At 72.2% G+C, this 17,956-nt stretch carries 13 protein-coding genes; 3 read left to right on the top strand and 10 right to left on the bottom strand.

Translation table 11 applies throughout. The features are described 5' to 3' along the window. Nucleotides 1-43 precede the first annotated feature (43 nt). Entirely contained in the window at nt 44-640 is a 597-nt protein-coding gene (locus tag ACIBU0_RS10650) for a M48 family metallopeptidase (RefSeq protein ID WP_398814810.1), read from the bottom strand. Between the two features lie 413 nt (nt 641-1,053). Between ACIBU0_RS10650 and ACIBU0_RS10645 the strand changes: the two genes are divergently transcribed. Both ACIBU0_RS10645 and ACIBU0_RS10640 read left to right on the top strand, forming a co-directional pair. Then, on the top strand, nt 1,054-2,208 hold the full coding sequence (locus tag ACIBU0_RS10645; protein ID WP_398815546.1) for a TOMM precursor leader peptide-binding protein: 1,155 nt from the start codon (nt 1,054-1,056) through the stop codon (nt 2,206-2,208). Next, nucleotides 2,201-3,571: an ABC1 kinase family protein gene (locus ACIBU0_RS10640; RefSeq protein WP_398814807.1), complete on the top strand. Its 1,371-nt coding sequence runs from the start codon at nt 2,201-2,203 to the stop codon at nt 3,569-3,571. The genes ACIBU0_RS10645 and ACIBU0_RS10640 overlap by 8 nt, the downstream gene beginning before the upstream one ends. Before the next feature lie 7 nt (nt 3,572-3,578). Here the strand turns inward: ACIBU0_RS10640 and ACIBU0_RS10635 are convergent, their stop codons facing one another. From ACIBU0_RS10635 to ACIBU0_RS10615, 5 genes are all read right to left on the bottom strand, one after another. After that, nucleotides 3,579-3,788, bottom strand: coding sequence for a hypothetical protein (locus tag ACIBU0_RS10635; RefSeq protein WP_398814804.1), 210 nt, complete (start codon nt 3,786-3,788; stop codon nt 3,579-3,581). A gap of 137 nt (nt 3,789-3,925) precedes the next feature. Then, nucleotides 3,926-4,249: a hypothetical protein gene (locus ACIBU0_RS10630; RefSeq protein ID WP_398814801.1), complete on the bottom strand. Its 324-nt coding sequence runs from the start codon at nt 4,247-4,249 to the stop codon at nt 3,926-3,928. Beyond that, on the bottom strand, nt 4,246-4,614 hold the full coding sequence (locus tag ACIBU0_RS10625; protein WP_109496206.1) for a WhiB family transcriptional regulator: 369 nt from the start codon (nt 4,612-4,614) through the stop codon (nt 4,246-4,248). The genes ACIBU0_RS10630 and ACIBU0_RS10625 overlap by 4 nt, the downstream gene beginning before the upstream one ends. 177 nt (nt 4,615-4,791) lie before the next feature. Beyond that, on the bottom strand, nt 4,792-5,118 hold the full coding sequence (locus ACIBU0_RS10620) for a hypothetical protein (protein WP_398814798.1): 327 nt from the start codon (nt 5,116-5,118) through the stop codon (nt 4,792-4,794). 165 nt (nt 5,119-5,283) lie between these two features. Next, nucleotides 5,284-7,479: an ATP-dependent DNA helicase UvrD2 gene (locus tag ACIBU0_RS10615; RefSeq protein ID WP_398814795.1), complete on the bottom strand. Its 2,196-nt coding sequence runs from the start codon at nt 7,477-7,479 to the stop codon at nt 5,284-5,286. A gap of 185 nt (nt 7,480-7,664) precedes the next feature. Between ACIBU0_RS10615 and ACIBU0_RS10610 the strand changes: the two genes are divergently transcribed. Further along, the gene (locus ACIBU0_RS10610; RefSeq protein ID WP_031479355.1) at nt 7,665-7,907 is read left to right on the top strand and encodes a mycoredoxin; all 243 of its coding nucleotides are present in this window, start codon (nt 7,665-7,667) and stop codon (nt 7,905-7,907) included. A gap of 99 nt (nt 7,908-8,006) precedes the next feature. On the opposite strand, the gene nudC is transcribed toward ACIBU0_RS10610, so the two are convergent. The 4 genes from nudC to ACIBU0_RS10590 all read right to left on the bottom strand — a co-directional run bounded on the left by nudC (nt 8,007) and on the right by ACIBU0_RS10590 (nt 17,662). Then, nucleotides 8,007-8,948, bottom strand: a complete 942-nt coding sequence (nudC, locus tag ACIBU0_RS10605) for an NAD(+) diphosphatase (RefSeq protein WP_398814792.1) — start codon at nt 8,946-8,948, stop codon at nt 8,007-8,009. A gap of 156 nt (nt 8,949-9,104) precedes the next feature. Further along, nucleotides 9,105-10,517 (bottom strand): dipeptidase, encoded by a 1,413-nt coding sequence (locus ACIBU0_RS10600; RefSeq protein ID WP_398814789.1) that lies wholly within the window; start codon nt 10,515-10,517, stop codon nt 9,105-9,107. A gap of 10 nt (nt 10,518-10,527) precedes the next feature. Further along, nucleotides 10,528-14,118 carry a UvrD-helicase domain-containing protein gene (locus tag ACIBU0_RS10595; protein ID WP_398814786.1) on the bottom strand — a complete coding sequence of 1,197 codons (3,591 nt, stop codon included), beginning with the start codon at nt 14,116-14,118 and terminating at the stop codon, nt 10,528-10,530. Between the two features lie 148 nt (nt 14,119-14,266). Next, nucleotides 14,267-17,662 carry an ATP-dependent helicase gene (locus ACIBU0_RS10590; RefSeq protein ID WP_398814783.1) on the bottom strand — a complete coding sequence of 1,132 codons (3,396 nt, stop codon included), beginning with the start codon at nt 17,660-17,662 and terminating at the stop codon, nt 14,267-14,269. Nucleotides 17,663-17,956: the final 294 nt, after the last annotated feature.

The following is a 17,956-nucleotide window of genomic DNA, read 5'->3' as shown; positions in this document are numbered from 1 at the left end:
AGCACTGCCTCCGGGGAGGACCCGGCACCCCTTCAGGGCGCGGTCACTCGCCCCGCGCGCCGGGTACATGGGGCAGTCGCTCGGCGGCGACGACCCCTTCGAGGTAGCCCTTGGCCCGCTCGGTACGGGGATACGCCTCCAGCAGTCGCCAGAAGCGGGGCCCATGACCGGGCACCAGCAGATGGGCGAGTTCATGGAGCAGGACGTAGTCGATGACGTACTCGGGCATGCCCTGCAGGCGGTGGGAAAGACGGATGCTGCCCTCGGCCGGAGTGCACGAGCCCCAGCGCGTGTTCTGGTTGGTGACCCAGCGGACCGAGTTGGGCCGGGCGCGGCCCTCGAAGTACTGGGCCGACAACTGCTCGGCACGCTCGGCGAGTTCGGCGTCGCCGAGGACCTGCTTGCTCTCCTGGGCGGCCAGCTTGTCGAGCATGACGTTCACCCAGCGCTGCTCCTCGGCCTCGGACATCCGGGCGGGGATGAGCACGACGGTGCGATCGCCCTCGCGGTACGCCGAGACCGTCCGGCGGCGCCGGGCGCTCCTGCGGACCTCGATCGCGCTCGCCCCCGAGCCGCTCGGCGGCTGGCTCTTCGTACTGCGCTGTGGCGTTCCGGCGCGGTGCAGTGGGTCGGCGGACACGCCCCGACGTTACCCGCTGCGCATGGGGGAAGTCCCGACTCCGGGACGGTTCGATCCCGATCCCCCACCATGCGTTTGATTTGTACGACGAATATCCACCGCCTGTGGACAACTTTCGACGCCGGATGCCGCGGCTTGGCATGCTGACAGTCACCGGCGGAGCTGCGACCGAGCTCCATCGGCGCACGGGGACGTTCCACGACGGCTACGGGGGCCAGTTCATGCAAGCGACGCTTTCGGCGATTTCCGCAGATTCGACAAAGTCGGCAGACTCTTCACATTCAGCCGACTCTTCGCATTCGGCGAACTCCTCACATTCACCTGAGTCATCGCATTCGGCGATTCCGCTCGCTCCCTTGGTGAAGCCCGCCCTCAGGCGTGGGTGGCGCGATCTCAACACCGTGCAGTTCGGGATGACCCCGGCGCACGCGATGACGCTGGGCCCGATGGACACGGCGACGGGCAGCTTCCTCGACCTGCTCAACGGCACCCGCGGGCCGGATCTGCTGCGCGAAGAGGGCCGCCGTATGGATCTGCCGGACGGTCATGTCGACGAGCTGGTGCGGCGGCTTGCGGGGGCAGGACTGCTCGACGACGCGAAGGGAGGCGGCCCGGCCGCCGACGCCCTGCGCGGCAGGAAGGATGTCCTGGACCGGCTGCGCCCCGATCTGGCCACCCTGTCGCTGACCACGTCCGAGCCGGGCGGGGCGATCGGCCGCCTGGCCGCCCGCCGCTCCCTGCGCGTGCAGGTGAGGGGCGCCGGCCGGGTGGGCGCGGTAGTGGCCTCGCTGCTCGCGGGCGCGGGCGTCGGCGAGGTCGACGTACGCGACGTCGGCCGTGTCGAGCCGTGGGACGTGGCACCGGGCGGGCTGCCCGCCGAGGCGGTCGGAGACCGCAGGGACGAGGCCGCGCGGCGGGCCGCACGCCACGCGGCACCGGACCGCCCAGCGCGCCGCGGCCCTCGCTCCTCTCCCGGGGAGCAGAGCACGGGCCACTCCCTGGTGATCATCGCCCCGCGCGACGACGTCGCCGTGCACGCACCCTCCCCGTCCGCAGCCGAACCCCTGATCTCCTCCGGTACGCCCCATCTGTACGCCGGGGTCGTGGAGGGGACCGGCGTCGTCGGCCCCCTCGTCCTTCCCGGCGAGACCGGCTGCGCCGGCTGCCTCAACGAGGGGCGCATCGACCGGGACCCGGCCTGGCCCCGCCTGATCGCCCAGTGGCGCTCGGGCTCGGGAAGGACGCGCCAGGTGCCGCCCTGTGATCTCGCGCTGGCCACCATGGTCGCCGGGCTCGCGGCCGCACACGCCCTCGCCTTCCTGGACGGCCGGCTTCCGTCCAGCGCGGGTGCACGCTGGGAGGTGTCCCTGCCCGGTCTGAGCTGGCATGCCCGGCCGGTGTGGGCGCACCCGGCATGCCCGTGCGGCGCCACGGAGAAAGGTGAGGGAGAACACCCCTCCGCGGACGAGGAGTCACACGCGACAATGGAGGAGCATCGGCCGTCGAAGGAGTCGAGCCGTAAGGCGGACGCGGAGCGGCCGACTGGGACCTGGAGGGCGCATGTCTGATCTTCCCCGCAAGGCGGTCACGCGTACCGCCAAGCTCGCCGCGCTCCCGCTCGGCTTCGCCGGGCGGGCGACCTGGGGGCTGGGCAAGCGGATCGTCGGCGAGTCGGCGGAGATCGTCGGCCGTGAGCTGCAGCAGCGCACCGCCGAGCAGATGTTCAAGGTGCTCGGCGAGCTCAAGGGCGGCGCGATGAAGTTCGGCCAGGCCCTGTCCGTGTTCGAGTCGGCTCTGCCCGAGGAGATCGCCGGCCCCTACCGGGCGGCGCTCACGAAACTGCAGGAGGCGGCGCCGCCCATGCCGACGCGCACCGTGCACACGGTGCTGGCGGAGCGGCTCGGCGCGGACTGGCACGAGCTGTTCCTGGAGTTCGAGGACAAGCCCGCCGCGGCGGCCTCGATCGGCCAGGTGCACCGGGGGGTGTGGCACGACGGCCGTGAGGTGGCGGTCAAGGTGCAGTACCCGGGAGCCGGCGAGGCCCTGCTGTCCGATCTGAACCAACTGAGCCGCTTCGCCCGGCTGTTGGGTCCGCTGATTCCAGGCATGGACATCAAGCCGCTGATCGCCGAGCTCAAGGACCGGGTCTCCGAGGAACTGGACTACGGCCTGGAGGCACAGGCCCAGCAGGTGCACGCGGAGGAGTTCGCCGACGACCCGGACGTCGTCGTGCCTGCGGTGGTCCATCACTGTGACCAGGTCCTGATCACGGAGTGGATGGACGGCGTGCCGCTCTCGGAAGTGATCTCCGACGGCACCCAGGAGCAGCGTGACCGAGCCGGCCAGCTCCTGGCCCGCTTCCTCTTCTCCGGCCCGGCCCGTACCGGCCTCCTGCACGCCGACCCGCACCCCGGCAACTTCCGCCTCCTGCCGGGCGGCCCGGACGGCGAGGACGACTGGCGGCTGGGCGTCCTCGACTTCGGCACCGTCGACCGCCTTCCGGGCGGCCTGCCGACGCCTATCGGCGACTCCCTGCGCCTTACCCTGGACGGCGAGGCGGAGACCGTCTACGAACTCCTCTGCGCCGAGGGTTTCGTCAAGGACTCAATAGACCTGGACCCCGACGCCGTCCTCGACTACCTGCTGCCGATCATCGAACCGGCCCAGGTGGACGAGTTCACCTTCACCCGCGGCTGGATGCGCAGCCAGGCCGCCCGCGTCGCCGACCCCCGCTCCCCCGCCTACCAACTTGGCAAGCGGCTCAACCTGCCCCCGGCGTACCTCCTCATCCACCGCGTGACCTTGAGCACCATCGGCGTGCTGTGCCAGCTGGGCGCGACGGTACGGCTGCGCGAGGAACTGGAGGAGTGGCTGCCGGGGTTCGCACCGGAGGAGGAGACCGGCGAGGAGGAGTCGGCGGCGGAGGCGTGAGCCGGGGCTACCACCAGGCCGAGTCCAGGCGCCCCTCGATCGCCCTGAGGTTGTCCCGGGAACAGGCGTCACAGAAGTAGTGGCGGAGGCCGTTCTCCACGGAGCAGGTCCAGGTGGGCTGCGGTGACTGCGCCTGGGTGCCGCAGCGGGCGCACACGAGGGGTCCAGGCTCCTTGGCGGAACCGCCGTTGTCGCTGTCTCCGGGAAGACTCGTCACTCGGCGACGATATCGCCGCCACTGACCGATCGGCCGACACAACGCACCGCGGGGGCCGGTCCGTTCGCACGGACCGGCCCCCGCGGGGAGCCATCGCCTCCCCGGGCGGGGAGGCCACCGTCTGGCGGTGGGGTCGGTTACTGCATGACCGCCCTGGCGAGCGCACGGCGGGCACGCATCGAGGCGCGCTCGGCCCGGCGCTGCATGCGGCGAGCGGTCGCCAGCTGCACGGCCCGGCGTTCCTGCTCGGCCTCGTGCTGTCGCTCGTGCATATGCGCACGTGCCAGGGCTTCTTGGATGAGTTGCATCTCTCGGTTCCTGTTCTGACGCGAGTCGTTCGCGCCACTCGTGGTGAAGTCTTCAGGCGCGGAGCCTGCGAGTTCGTGGGTGGACGGCTTCATCGGGGCCTGCTTCTGGGGGTCGTGCGTGAAGGGACGGTCGATCGTTCCTGCGGTGTTCATGCCGTGACCGGGTTCTTGCGCGGGCGACCACGCGGCCGCTTCCGGGCGACGACGACACCCTGGACGAACAGCTCGCCACCCCAGACGCCCCAGGGCTCACGCCGCTCCTTGGCGCCGGCGAGGCAGGCCTCGATCAGCGGGCAGGTGCGGCAGAGGGACTTGGCGTACTCGACGTCCGCCGGCGACTCGGCGAAGAAGACCTCCGGGTCGTAGGAACGGCAGGGGACGGGTACGCCGAGGTTCTCGATGGCGTCGTCGAGCGCGGTGAGCGCAGTGAGCGGGGTCAAGGTGGAGTCCTCCGTGAGGCCGGGCTTGGGGATCGCGTCTGAGGGCGGTACGGACGGGGCGTGCGCTTCGAGTTGCACGGTTCGTCTTCCTCGTCTGTTCGTTCCGGTCCTGTGGGACCGGGTGGCGGCTGGTACCGGGTTCTTTTCTTGTCCCGAGGCCCCTTCGGCTCCGTCATCCCCGTTGGGGGACAAACAGAAGGGCCGCGGATCCCGGATGGGGTTCCGCGGCCCTGAAGGCGCCGGCCTGATCGGCGATCAGGCTGGATCACTCCAGGGTTCTGGCCCACGGAAGGCCCACATCAGGTGGTGCTGCGTCGTCTGCTTCCGGAATCCGGCACCGGTCGCCGTAAAGGCATAGGCCTGCGCCTGTGCCGCTACTGCCGCTTCCAGTGCCTTGGTCGGTCGCTCATTGCGCTCACGGACGGGAAGGCCCGCGGGAGCAACGGAGGACGCCGGACGCGCGGCACGAATGCCGGACAGACCGGTGCCCTGGTTCGAGGCGCCGAGCATGCACAGGGAGGCGACGACCGAGCGATCGGTCATTTTCACGGTGCTGATGGAGCTGGTGTTGATGCTGATCACTGGACTCGCCTCCTCTCGGCGTCTCGGGGGACTGGGGTGAGCCAGTCCGACGGGTATGCAAGTAGAACACGGAATTGGGGCCTCCGAGAAGGCCTCCGTTCCCGTGGCTAAGAACCTATGGGGATTGCTGGGGCATGCGCAAACTATTTTTTCGACGAGTTCGTGTCATTCCCCGTCGGCGCCCTCCCCAACCTCCTGGCCTGCGCAGATGGCCAGCACATCGGCTCCGTAGCGGTCGAGCTTGCGCTTGAGGACACCGGGGATGCGGGACAGCTCGACCGGATTGCTCGGCTCCGTTTCAGCGATGGCCATCAGGGTCCTGTCCGTGAAGATGCAGAAGTCCGGCTGCCCGCTGAGCTGCGCTTGGACCGCACGCCACTCACGCAGGCGTTCGTAGAGACCCTCGTCCATGTCGGAGGGGCAGTCCTCGCAGCGCATCAGCTTCATCTCACCGGCATCGGTGAGGGTGCGCCCGCAGACGCGGCAGCGGGCCGGGGTGCGCTGGGTTCTTCTCGGGGCGACATCCGGTCTGCTCGTGAAGCCGCGTTCGACGCCTCCCGGGCCGCCGGCGGCGGCGCGTCCGGCGGTGGCGGCCGAGCCGGGGCGCAGGCCGTCGAGGAAGCGGCTCGGGCGGCGGTTGGGCCGGCCGCCGGGCGCGCGGGTGAGCGCCCAGGAGACATGGAGATGCTGCCGGGCCCGGGTGACGCCGACGTAGAGGAGGCGGCGCTCCTCCTCGATCTGCTCGTCGGTCTTTGCGTAGGTGATCGGCATCATGCCCTCGGCGACGCCGACCAGGAACACGACGTCCCACTCCAGGCCCTTGGCCGAGTGCAGGGAGGCGAGAGTGACGCCCTGCACGGTCGGGGCGTGCTGGGCGTTCGCCCGCTCGTCGAGTTCGGCGACGAGGTCGGCGAGGGTCGCGCCGGGTTTGGCGGCGGCGAAGTCCTGGGCGAGGTTCACCAGGGCGGCCAGCGACTCCCAGCGCTCTCTGACGGCGCCGGACCCGGCCGGAGGCTCGGTCGTCCAGCCCTCTCCCGACAGCACGGCACGCACCTGCGAGGGCAGGTCGACGACGTCGTCGAGGAGCGAGTCGTTGCCGCCGAAGCGGGCCGCGCCGCGCAGGGCGATACCCGCCTTGCGCACCTCGGGACGGTCGAAGAACCGCTCGGCGCCCCGCAGCTGGTAGGGGATGCCCGCGTCGGCGAGCGCCTGCTCGTAGCTCTCGGACTGGGAGTTCGTACGGAACAGGATGGCGATCTCGCTCGCCGGGACGCCCGCGTCCATGAGGTCCCGGATACGGCGGGCGGCGCCCTCGGCCTCGGCGGGCTCGTCCGTGTACTCGGTGTAGACGGGCTCGGGGCCGGGGTCGCGTTGGGAGACCAGTTCCAGGCGGTGGTCGGCGGCGCGGCCCCGGGCCTGGGCGAGCAGGCCGTTGGCGAGGTGGACGACCTGGGGGGTGGAGCGGTAGTCGCGGACCAGCTTGACGACGGTGGCACCGGGGTGGCGGGTGCGGAAGTCGAGCAGATGGTCGGGAGTTGCTCCTGTGAACGAGTAGATCGTCTGGCTGGCGTCGCCGACCACACACAGGTTGTCGCGGTCGCCGAGCCACAGCTCCAGCAGACGCTGCTGGAGCGGGCTGACGTCCTGGTACTCGTCGACGACGAAGTGCTGGTACTGGGAGCGGACCTGGTCGGCGATGTCGTGCCGGTCCTGGAGGATGCCCACGGTGAGCAGCAGGACGTCCTCGAAGTCGATGACCGAGCGGTCCCGCTTGAGGTCCTCGTAGACGTTGTAGAGCTGGGCGACCTCGGCCGGGTCCCGGGGGGCATCGCGGCCGGCCTTGGCGGCGGCGAGTGCGTAGTCGGCGGGGACGGTCTGGGTGACCTTGGACCACTCGATCTCCGCGGTGACGTCCCGCAGCTCGTTCCGGTCGAGGCGGATGCGGCAGGCGGCGGCCGCGTCGGCGACGAGCTGGATCTTGCGGTCGACGAGACGGGGCATGGAGCCACCGATGGCTTTCGGCCAGAAGTACTGGAGCTGACGCAGGGCGGCCGAGTGGAACGTACGGGCCTGGACTCCGGCGGCGCCGAGCTGGCGCAGCCGGCCGCGCATCTCTCCGGCGGCGCGGTTGGTGAAGGTGACGGCGAGCACGCTGGAGGGCTGGAGGATGCCGGCGCGCACGCCGTAGGCGATGCGGTGGGTGATCGCCCGGGTCTTGCCCGTGCCGGCGCCCGCGAGCACGCACACCGGTCCGTGCAGGGCGGTGGCCACCTCGCGCTGCTCGGGGTCGAGCCCGTCGAGCACCGCGTCGGCAGAGTCCGGTGCCTGCGGGAAGAGGGTGGAGTGCGTTGCTGCTGTCACACGGCCATGCTGCCAGGTCGCCGGAGACGGCTGTGCCGGTTGTCCACAGGCAGGCACCGATAGTCGTACTAATGCGGCAGGCGTCACGTCACCGGGCATACCCCGGGTGGGAATGGCGTCCCGGTCGCGTACGTTCCCTCTCTGGACGATCCGTTCCCCGGAGCCATTTAAGGAGCGCGCGAGACATGCAGGGCACTGTGACGATGTACAGCACGACGTGGTGCGGTTACTGCCAGCGGCTGAAGAAGCAGCTGGACCGCGAGGGCATCGCGTACACCGAGATCAACATCGAGCAGGACCCCGCGTCCGCGGCGTTCGTCGAGAAGGCGAATGGCGGAAATCAGACGGTCCCGACCGTGCTCTTCGCGGACGGTTCGACGCTGACGAACCCGTCGCTGGCTCAGGTGAAGCAGAAGATCGGCGTGTGACCGACGCGCTCGGAGAGGGTGGCCGTCCCGATCAGGGGCGGCCACCCTTCCGTTTGGTGCCCAGGCGGCTCCGTTCGGTGCTCGGGCGCCGTTCGGTGCTCAGACGCTGCGCGTAGGCAGCGGCTTGCCGTACCAGAGCTCGATCAGGCGGGCCGCGATCGAGATGCCGTACGGCGGCATGACCTCGCCGGAGTCGAAGGCGGCGCGCAGTTCGTCGCGGGAGAACCAGCGGGCCTCGTGGATCTCGTCGCCGTCGACGTCGACCTCGGTGGAGGTGGCGCGGGCCATGAAGCCGAGCATGAGGCTGGACGGGAAGGGCCAGGGCTGGCTGGCGACGTACTCGACGCGCCCGACGGTGACACCGGCCTCCTCGTAGACCTCGCGGCGCACCGCCTGCTCGATGGACTCGCCGGGCTCGACGAAGCCGGCGAGCGTCGAGAAGCGGCCTTCTGGCCAGTGGACCTGGCGGCCGAGGAGGATGCGGTCGTCCTCGTCGATGACGGCCATGATCACGGCGGGGTCGGTGCGCGGGTAGTGCTCGGCGCCACAGGCGGGGCAGCGGCGGATGTGGCCGGCCGCGGCGATCGCGGTGCGCTCGCCGCAGCGGGAGCAGAAGCGGTGGGTGCGCTGCCAGTTCTCCAGACCCACGGCGTGCACCATCAGGCCCGCGTCGCGCGGCGACAGCAGCAGGCCCGCCTCGCGCAGGCCTGCCGGGCGCGCGGACTGGTCGATGCGACCGGGCAGGGCGTCCTTCTGGAGTGCGAAGTAGCTGACGCCGTCCTCGTCGATGCCGAGGAAGTAGCGGTGCGCCTCGGTGAGGGGGGCTTCGAAGGAGGGGGTCATGACGAGTTCCGTGCGCCCGTCAGCCGTCTCGTCGATGAGGACCTGGCCGCCGGAGACCACGAAGCAGCGGGTCGTGGGGTGGCTCCACGCCGCCGCGAGCCAGGCCTCGTCGAGCCGGTGGTGGGCGGCGCGGTCGATGCCGCTCGGGGCGGTGAGCGAGATGGGGCGGTCGGCGGTGTGGTCGGTCCAGGTGGTCACGGGTGCTTCCAACTCCCCCAGTGGAACGGTGTGCTTCGGCGGGCGGATCGACGGGACGTGGGACGGGAGACGACCGGGGGCGGCAGGGCTCGGCGGTGCGGGGCGGCCTTTTCAGTGTGCCCCGCGCGCGACACCGCTCTGGACGGCTCCGGTGACTCAGGGCGCATGGCGCCAGTTCGCGGCGAGGTCGCTCCATAGGTATGCGGTGGTTTCGACGCCTTTGAGGAGCAGGTCCAGCTCGACCTTCTCATTCGGGGCATGCCAGCCGTCGGAGGGGACGGAGATGCCCAGGAAGAGCACGGGAGCGCCGAGGACGTCCTGGAGGTCGGCGGCGGGGCCCGAGCCGCCTTCGCGTGTGAAACGAACGGGCTTCTCGAAGGCGCGGCCCATGGCCCGTACGACGGACTGCAGCGCCGGGTGGTCCAGCGGCGTCAGGCACGGGCGCGTACCCGCCGAGAACGTGATCTCGGAGCGGATACCGGCGGGAATGTGCTCGGCGGCCCAGGCGCGGACGGCCTTCTCGACGTGGTCGAGGTCCTGTCCCGCGACCAGCCGGAAGGAGAGCTTCACCATGGCCGAGGACGGGATGATCGTCTTGCTGCCGGGGCCCTGGTAGCCGCCGCCGATGCCGTTGACCTCGGCGGTGGGGCGGGCCCAGATGCGCTCCAGGGTGGTGTGGCCGGCCTCGCCCTGGGTGGCGTACGACTTGGCGGTGCGCAGCCACTGCCGATCGTCGAAGGGCAGCTCGGCGAAGAGCTCGCGCTCGCGGTCGGTCAGTTCGACGATGCCGTCGTAGAAGCCCGGGATGGCCACGCGTGCGTGCTCGTCGTGCAGGGCGGCGACGAGGCGGGCCACGGTGGTCGCCGGGTTGGGGACGGCACCGCCGAAGGAACCGGAGTGGATGTCCTGGTCGGGGCCGTACAGCCGGATCTCGCACTCGGCGAGGCCCCGCATGCCGGTGCACACGGTGGGGGTGTCCTCGGACCACATGCCGGTGTCGGACACGATCACGGCGTCCGCCGCGAGCCGGTCCGCGTGTTCCTCGACGAGCGCGCGGAAGTGCGGGGAGCCGGACTCCTCCTCGCCCTCGATCAGCAGCTTCAGGTTGACGGCCGGGGCGACGCGGCCGGTGGTGGCGAGGTGGGCGCGGACGCCGAGTGTGTGGAAGAACACCTGCCCCTTGTCGTCGGCCGCCCCGCGCGCGTAGAGGCGCCCCTCGCGGACGACGGGCTCGAAGGGTTCGCTGTCCCAGCCGTCCTCGCGGGCGGCCGGCTGCACGTCGTGATGGCCGTAGACGAGGACGGTCGGTGCATCGGGGTCCCCGGAGGGCCACTCGGCGAAGACGGCGGGCGCGCCCGGGGTCAGCCAGACCTCGGCGGTCGCGAAGCCGGTCTCCTTGAGCTTGGCGGCGAGCCAGTCGGCGCTGCGGTGTACGTCGGGCGCGTGATCGGGCCGGGCCGACACGGACGGGATGCGCAGCCACTCGGCGAGGTCGTCGAGGAAGGCGGCACGGTGCTGCTCTATGTACGTGCGGACGGCGCTGACGGCACTGTCAACGGGCTGGCTCATGGTCACGAGCCTATCGGCCCGCACCGACATCCTCGGTGGGCGGTTCCTCACAGTCCGCCTCCGCGACCGGCTCCTCGGTCAGCAGCCGCTCCAGTGCGGCCCGGCCGGGCAGGGCGTCCGGGCGCACGACCTCACCACTGCGGACATAGAGGAACGCGGCGTTGACCGACTCCAGGGGCACGCCCTGCTGCTCGGCCCAGGCGAGCCGGTAAAGGGCCAGCTGGAGCGGGTCGGCGGTACGAGTGCGGTTGGTCTTCCAGTCGACGATCTCGTACGTCGCCGTGTCACCGTCGCCGTACTTGTAGACGGCGTCGATACGGCCCCGTACGACGCGGCCGGCGATCGCGAGCTGGAAGGGGGCCTCGACCCGGTACGGCGTGCGGTGCGCGTACTCGGTGCGCTCGAAGGCTTCCTTGAGGGCCTCCAGGTCGCGCTCGTCGGCGATCTCGGCCTCGCCGCCGGGCAGGTCCTCCGGCTCCAGCATGGGCAGCGTCAGCTCTTCGAAGCGTGCCTCGACCCAGGCGTGGAACCGGGTGCCCCGGCGTGCGGCCGGTTGTGGGGGGCGCGGCATGGGGCGCGCGAGTTCCTGCGCGAACCCGTCCGGGTCGGCCGCCAGTCGCAGCAGCTGGGACGCGGTCAGCGAGGCGGGCAGGGGGACGTCCGTGACGCTCGCGCGGGAGCGCAGGAGCTCCCCGGTGAGGGCGTCGAGGTCGCGGTCCCAGGAAGCGATGGTGCGGGCCTCCTCGGGGGGGATGCGAGTCCCTTGGGGGATGAGGGGGTCCGGTTCCGTCGGGTGCGGGCGTGCGCTCGGGGGCTCGGCAGGGGTTTCCGGGGATGTCGCCTGGTGCGGCACCGTCACCTGGTGCGCGGCCGAGGGGCGGTGCGTGGTCCAGGAGTCCCAGTCGGCCGGATCCTCTCCGAAGACGAGGCCCTCTCCGGAGACCGGGCCCTCTCCGGAGACCGGGTCTGCCGGGTCTTCGGGGAAGTCCTCCTCGTACTCGTCGTAGAGCGCTTCGTCGTCCTCCGGGGGCGGAGGCCAGTCGGGGTCGTCGTAGGTGTCCGGGTCGTGCGCCGCGGCGGGGTGGCCGTCCTCGTGCGAGGTGAGGCTCTCCAGGTGGGCCAGGACCGTCTCGGCGGCCGCGCGGCGCCGGGCCAGGGCAGCCTCGTCCAGGGGCAGGGGCCACACCTGGTCGGTGTTCGCCCGGTGCAGGGCCGGGTTCTCCTCGTCCTCGGCAGGTTCGTCGGCCCAGGCCTCGATCTCGCCGTGTCCGGCCGCGCAGTGGTCGTACAGGGCCAGCAGGAAGTCGGAAGGGCCGCGGGGCTTCTTCTGAGTGGGGCCCCACCAGTGGCCGGAGCCGAGGAGCAGGGAGCGCGGGCGGGTGAAGGTGACGTAGCCGAGACGGAGCTCCTCGGTGTGCTGGTGGTCCTTCATGGCCTCGTGGAAGGCCTTCAGGCCTCGGGCGTCCCAGGCGGCGACGTCGGGGAGTGTGTCGGCGTCGCCGCGCAGCTCGTGCGGCAGCACCTTGCCCTGGGCGGTCCACTTCTCCCGCCCCTTGGTGCTGGGGAAGGCGCCGGTGACCAGGCCGGGGACGGCCACGACGTCCCACTCCAGGCCCTTGGACTTGTGCGCGGTGAGCACCTTGACGGTGTTCTCGCCGCCGGGGAGTGCGTTGTCGAGGCCCTTCTCGTACTGGGCTGCGGTGCGCAGGAAGCCGAGGAAGGCGAGCAGGGTGGCCTCGTTGTCGCCGGCCGCGAAGGAGGCGGCGATGTCGAGGAAGTTGGACAGGGTCTCGCGGCGGCGGGCGGCCAGGGCGTGCGGGGACGCCGACAGTTCCACTTCCAGGCCGGTGACGGCGAGGACGCGGTGCAGGACGTCCATCAGCGGGTCGGACAGGGAGCGGCGCAGGTCGCGCAGTTCGGCGGCCAGGCGCGCGAACCGCACGCGCGCGTCGGGCGAGAAGGGCAGCCCGTCGTCGTCCCCGTCACCGTCCAGCGGCGTCTCCAGGAACGTGTCGAGGGCGTCCGCCAGCGAGATCACCTCGGCGGGGTCGACTCCCTCGACGGCCTCGGCGAGCCGGCGGTCCGGGTCGTCGTCGCCGTCCACGCGCGCGTGGGACACCAGTAGCCGTGCGCGGCGTCCCAGGAGGGCGAGGTCGCGCGGGCCGATGCGCCAGCGCGGGCCGGTGAGGAGCCGGACCAGGGAGGCGTTGGCGCCGGGGTCCTGGAGGACCTCGCAGACGGCGACCAGGTCGGCGATCTCGGGCAGGTGGAGCAGCCCGGACAGGCCGACCACCTCGACGGGGATGTCGCGGGCGACGAGCGCGCCCTGGATCTCGGCGAAGTCGGTCGCCGTGCGGCACAGCACGGCGATCTCCCCGGGTGGTGTCCCTGTGTGCACGAGGTGGGCGATGGAGTCGGCGATCCAGTCCATCTCCTCGGCATGGGTCGGCAGCAGCGCGCAGCGGACCGTGCCGTCGCGCTCGGCCCCGGGTGCCGGGCGGAGGGCCTCCACGCCCGCGTGCATGGCGCGCAGGGGCTCCGCGAGGCCGTTGGCGAGGTCGAGGAGGCGGCCGCCGCTGCGGCGGTTCTCGCTGAGCGCCTGGCGGCCGGCGGGGCGGCCGTCGGCGTGGGCGAAGTGTTCGGGGAAGTCGTCGAGGTTGGCGACGGAGGCGCCGCGCCAGCCGTAGATGGCCTGGCAGGGGTCGCCCACGGCGGTCACGGGGTGGCCGGTGCCGCCGCCGAACAGGCCCGCCAGGAGGACGCGTTGGGCGACGGACGTGTCCTGGTACTCGTCCAGGAGGACCACGCGGAACTCGTCGCGCAGGACGCGGCCCACTTCGGGAATGCCCGCGAGCTGTGCCGACAGGGCGATCTGGTCGCCGAAGTCGAGGAGGTCGCGCTCGCGCTTGGCGGCCCGGTAGCGGACCACGAGCTCGGCGAGTTCGCGGCGGGCCGCGGCCGTCTCGGGGACCTTGCGCAGATCGGCGTTGCTGAGCTTGGTGCCCTGGAGGGTGAGCAGCAGCTCGGCGTCGTACGCGCGCAGGGCTTCCGGCCGGACGAGGTGCTCGGCGAGTTCGGCGTCGAGGGTGAGGAGGTCGCTGACCAGGTCCGCGAAGGAGCGGGTGAGGGCCGGGTACGGGCCCGGCGCCTCGCGCAGCACGCGCGCGGCGAGCTGGTAGCGGGTGGCGTCCGCGAGCAGGCGGGAGGTCGGTTCGAGGCCGATGCGCAGGCCGTGGTCGGTCAGCAGACGGCCCGCGAAGGCGTGGTACGTCGAGATCACCGGCTCGCCCGGAGGGTTGTCCGGGTCGATGGCGTCCGGGTCGGTGACGCCGGCCTTGATCAGCGCCTTGCGGACGCGCTCGGCGAGTTCACCGGCGGCCTTGTTGGTGAAGGTGAGCCCCAGGACCTGCTCCGGGGCGACCTGGCCGGTGCCGACCAGCCACACCACGCGTGCCGCCATCACCGTCGTCTTGCCCGAACCGGCTCCGGCCACGATCACCTGCGGGGCGGGCGGCGCGGTGATGCAGGCCGTCTGCTCCGGAGTGAACGGGATGCCGAGGAGCTCCTTGAGCTGCTCGGGATCGGTGATACGGGCGGACACCTCAGAGAGGCTAGCGGCGGACACTGACAGCCGATGCCGGATCGCCTTGCGGGCTGGAAGAAGCGCAGGTCAGCACCCGTGGTGCGATCCATCACTCCGGTTGCTCGAGCTCAGGCTGCCCGTCCTGGCCGGCCCCATGTGGTCCGGCTTACTCGACCACGTGCCGCCCCTCGGGCCGCGCGCTGCACGAAGCCCGGAATGCGCAGTGGGTGCAGTGCTGGCCCGCGGTGGGCGTGAACCGCTCGTCGAGGACCTTCCCCGCCGCCGTGGCGAGGAGGTCGCCGACCCACTCCCCCTCGGCGCCTTCCAGGGGCTCCTGCCCCTGCACCTTGGGCAGCGTCTCGCCGCCGTCCCGCTTGGCGGCACCCTGGCGCAGCTGGACGAGTTCGGCGCCGCCGGGCTCGGGGCGTACGCCGTCGAAGGCCTCGTCGACCGCGCCTTCGCGGACGGCGAGCTGGTAGACGGCGAGCTGCGGGTGGCGGGCCACCTCGGCCGCGCTGGGTGCCTGCTTTCCCGTCTTGAAGTCGACGACGTAGGCGCGGCCGTCGCCGTCGGCCTCGACGCGGTCCATCTGGCCGCGGATGCGCACCTCGAAATCGCCGGCCTCCAGGGTCACGTCGAAGTCGTGCTCGCTCGCCACCGGTGTACGGCCCGCACGGTCCATCACGTGCCACTTCAGGAAGCGTTCGAGCGCCACGCGCGCGTTGTCCTTCTCCTGCGCGGACTTCCACGGTGCGTCGAAGGCGAGCGCGTTCCACACGGAGTCGAGCCGCTCCATGAGGACGGCGAGGTCGGCCGGGGTGTGTCCGGAGGCGACCTCGTCGGCGAGGACGTGCACCACATTGCCGAATCCCTGGGCGGCGGTCGCGGGCGCGTCGGCCTTCACCTCGCGGCCCAGGAACCACTGCAGGGCACAGGTGTTGGCGAGCTGGTCGAGGGCGCTTCCGGAGAGCACGACGGGCTGGTCACGGTTGCGCAGCGGCACCTTGGACTCGGTCGGCTCGAACATGCCCCACCAGCGGTAGGGGTGCGCGGAGGGGACCAGGGGGCGGCCTTCCTCGTCGGCGAGAGCGGCGAGGCGGGCCAGCCGGCGGGCGGCGGCCTCCCTCAGCGTGGCCGACGCGCGCGGGTCGACGGTCGTCGCCCGGAGTTCGGCGACGAGTGCGGCGACGGACAGCGGGCGGCGCGGGCGGCCCGTCACGTCCTTCGGTTCGACGCCGAGTTCGGTGAGGAAGCGGGAGGGCTGGTCGCCGTCGTCGGCCGGGGCCTTCACGGCCGTGACGACGAGGCGTTCACGCGCGCGTGTGGCGGCGACGTAGAACAGGCGGCGTTCCTCCGCCAGCAGCGCGCCCGGGGTGAGCGGTTCGGCGAGCCCGTCACGGCCGATGCGGTCGGCCTCCAGGAGGGAGCCGCGGCGGCGCAGGTCCGGCCACAGGCCCTCCTGGACGCCCGCGACGACGACCAGCCGCCATTCGAGGCCCTTGGAGCGGTGCGCGGTCATCAGATGTACGGCGTCGGGGCGTACGGCACGCCGCGTGAGGGTGTCGGCGGCGATGTCCTCGGCCTCGATCTCCTCCAGGAAGTTCAGCGCGCCCCGGCCGCCGCTGCGCTCCTCCGCGCGGGCCGCGGTCGCGAAGAGCGCGCACACGGCGTCCAGGTCGCGGTCGGCGTTGCGGCCGGCCGCGCCGCCGCGACGGGCGGTCCGCTCCAGGCGCGCGGGCCACGGAGTGCCCTCCCACAGGTCCCACAGCGCCTCCTCGGCCGTACCGCCGCCCGCGAGGCGCTCACGGGCCTTGCGGAGCAGCGCGCCGAGGCGCTGGGCGCCACGCGCGTACGTGGGGTCGTGGACGGCCAGTCGCTCCGGCTCGGCCAGTGCCCGCGCGAGCAGTTCGTCGGAGGGCGGCGGCAAGGGGTTGCCCGCCGCCCGCTCCTCGTCGCGCAGGGCACGTCCGAGGCGCCGCAGGTCGGCGGCGTCCATGCCGGCGAGGGGGGACGCGAGCAGGGTGAGGGCGGTCTCCGTGTCGAGCCAGGAGGCGGCGGGCTCGTCCGTGGAGTCGCCGTCGGCAGGGTCGCCCTGCTGCGGTCGTACGTCGGCCTCCTGCGGGCGGACGAGGTCACCGTCGCGCTCACGCCGTACGCCCCCGTCGGCCGCCTCCGCCGCAGCCACCGCCCGCAGCGCCGTCAGCAGGGGCGCCACCGCCGGCTCGTGTCTGAGCGGCAGGTCGTCGCCGTCGATGTCGAGGGGCACCCCGGCGGCTGTGAGCGCCCGGCGCACCGTCGGGATCGTGCGCGCCCCGGCACGCACCAGGACGGCCATGTCGCCCCAGGGCACGCCGTCCTCCAGGTGTGCCCGGCGCAGGATGTCGGCGATGTTGTCCAGCTCGGTGCCGGGCGTCGGGTACGTGAACACCTCGACGTGGCCGCCCTCGCGGACCGGTGCGAGCTCTCGGTGGGCGCGTACCTTCTCCGCCGGGAGCCGGGTCAGCGGCATGCGCTGCGTCAGCAGCCGGGTCGCGGCCAGCAGGGCGGCGCCGGAGCGGCGGGAGGTGCGCAGGACCTCGACGGGCGCGGGGCGGCCGTCCGCGCGCGGGAAGGCCCGCGGGAACTCCAGGATGCCGTTCACGTCGGCGCCCCGGAACGCGTAGATCGACTGGTCGGGGTCCCCGAAGGCGACCAGGGTGCGACCACCGCCGGCCAGGGCGTGCAGCAGCCGTACCTGCGCCGGGTCGGTGTCCTGGTACTCGTCGACATACACGGCGTCGTACTGCGCGGCGAGCCGCTCGGCGGCCTCGGGGCGGCGAGCGAGGAGCACCGCGCGGTGGACCAGTTCGGCGTAGTCGAGCACGCCCTGCATGTCGAGCACGTCGAGGTACTCGGCGAGGAAGGCGGCCGCGGCGCGCCAGTCGGGGCGGCCGATGCCGCGCGCGAAGGCGTCCAGGGCGTCGGGGCCGAGGCCCAGTTCGCGGCTGCGCGCGAGGACCGCGCGGACCTCGTCGGCGAAGCCGCGCGTGGTCAGGCAGGCACGCAGTTCGTCCGGCCAGCGCACGTGCGCGAGGCCGAGCCGCTCAAGCTCCGGCTCGCCCGCGAGCAGGTCACGGACGGTCACGTCCTGCTCGGGGCCGGACAGCAGCCGCAGCGGCTCCACGAACAGGTCGCTGTCCTGATGGGCACGGACCAGGGCGTAGCAGAACGAGTGGAAGGTGGTCGCCTGGGGCGCGCGCGCCGCCCCTATGCGCAGCGCCAACCGGTCGCGCAGCTCCACTGCGGCCTTGCGGCTGAACGTCAGCACCAGGATGCGCTCGGGGTCCCCGCCGCGGGCGATGCGGGCCGCCACCGACTCGACGAGCGTGGTGGTCTTGCCGGTGCCCGGACCTGCGAGGACGAGCAACGGGCCGGCCCCGTGGTCAACCACGATGCGCTGAGCGGCGTCCAGACGAGGGGGATCCACCTGCACGACAGGGGTACGCACCAACCGGTAAGCGCCACGGGTCCCCTGTCGCACCGGGGGGTGCGACAGGCGCCTGGTGGAGGAAGAGGAGCTCACGTGGTTCGCCGGTCCTGGTGGGTGTGCAAGTGGTCACAGCCGGCGCGGAGCGCCGTCGTTGAGGGGTGGTGGACGGGTGACGGGTCGGCCGCCCCTCGCGCGCGGAGGGCGGTGGCCGCGGGATGAGAGAGGCACGTGCAGCCGACGCTACGCCGACGGATGGCACGGAAGCAGGGCTTCCGATTCATCCCTCTAGCCGCTCCTGCCCCACCGGTCCCTCACCTCACGAACGTACGTCATGCCACGGACGTGCCCCGTTTCCCCCGTACGGATCACAGGTCACACCGAGGGCCG

The organism is Streptomyces sp. NPDC049627 (genome assembly GCF_044465645.1).
Lineage (GTDB): Bacteria > Actinomycetota > Actinomycetes > Streptomycetales > Streptomycetaceae > Streptomyces.
This window is presented reverse-complemented; position numbering and strand designations above follow the sequence as displayed.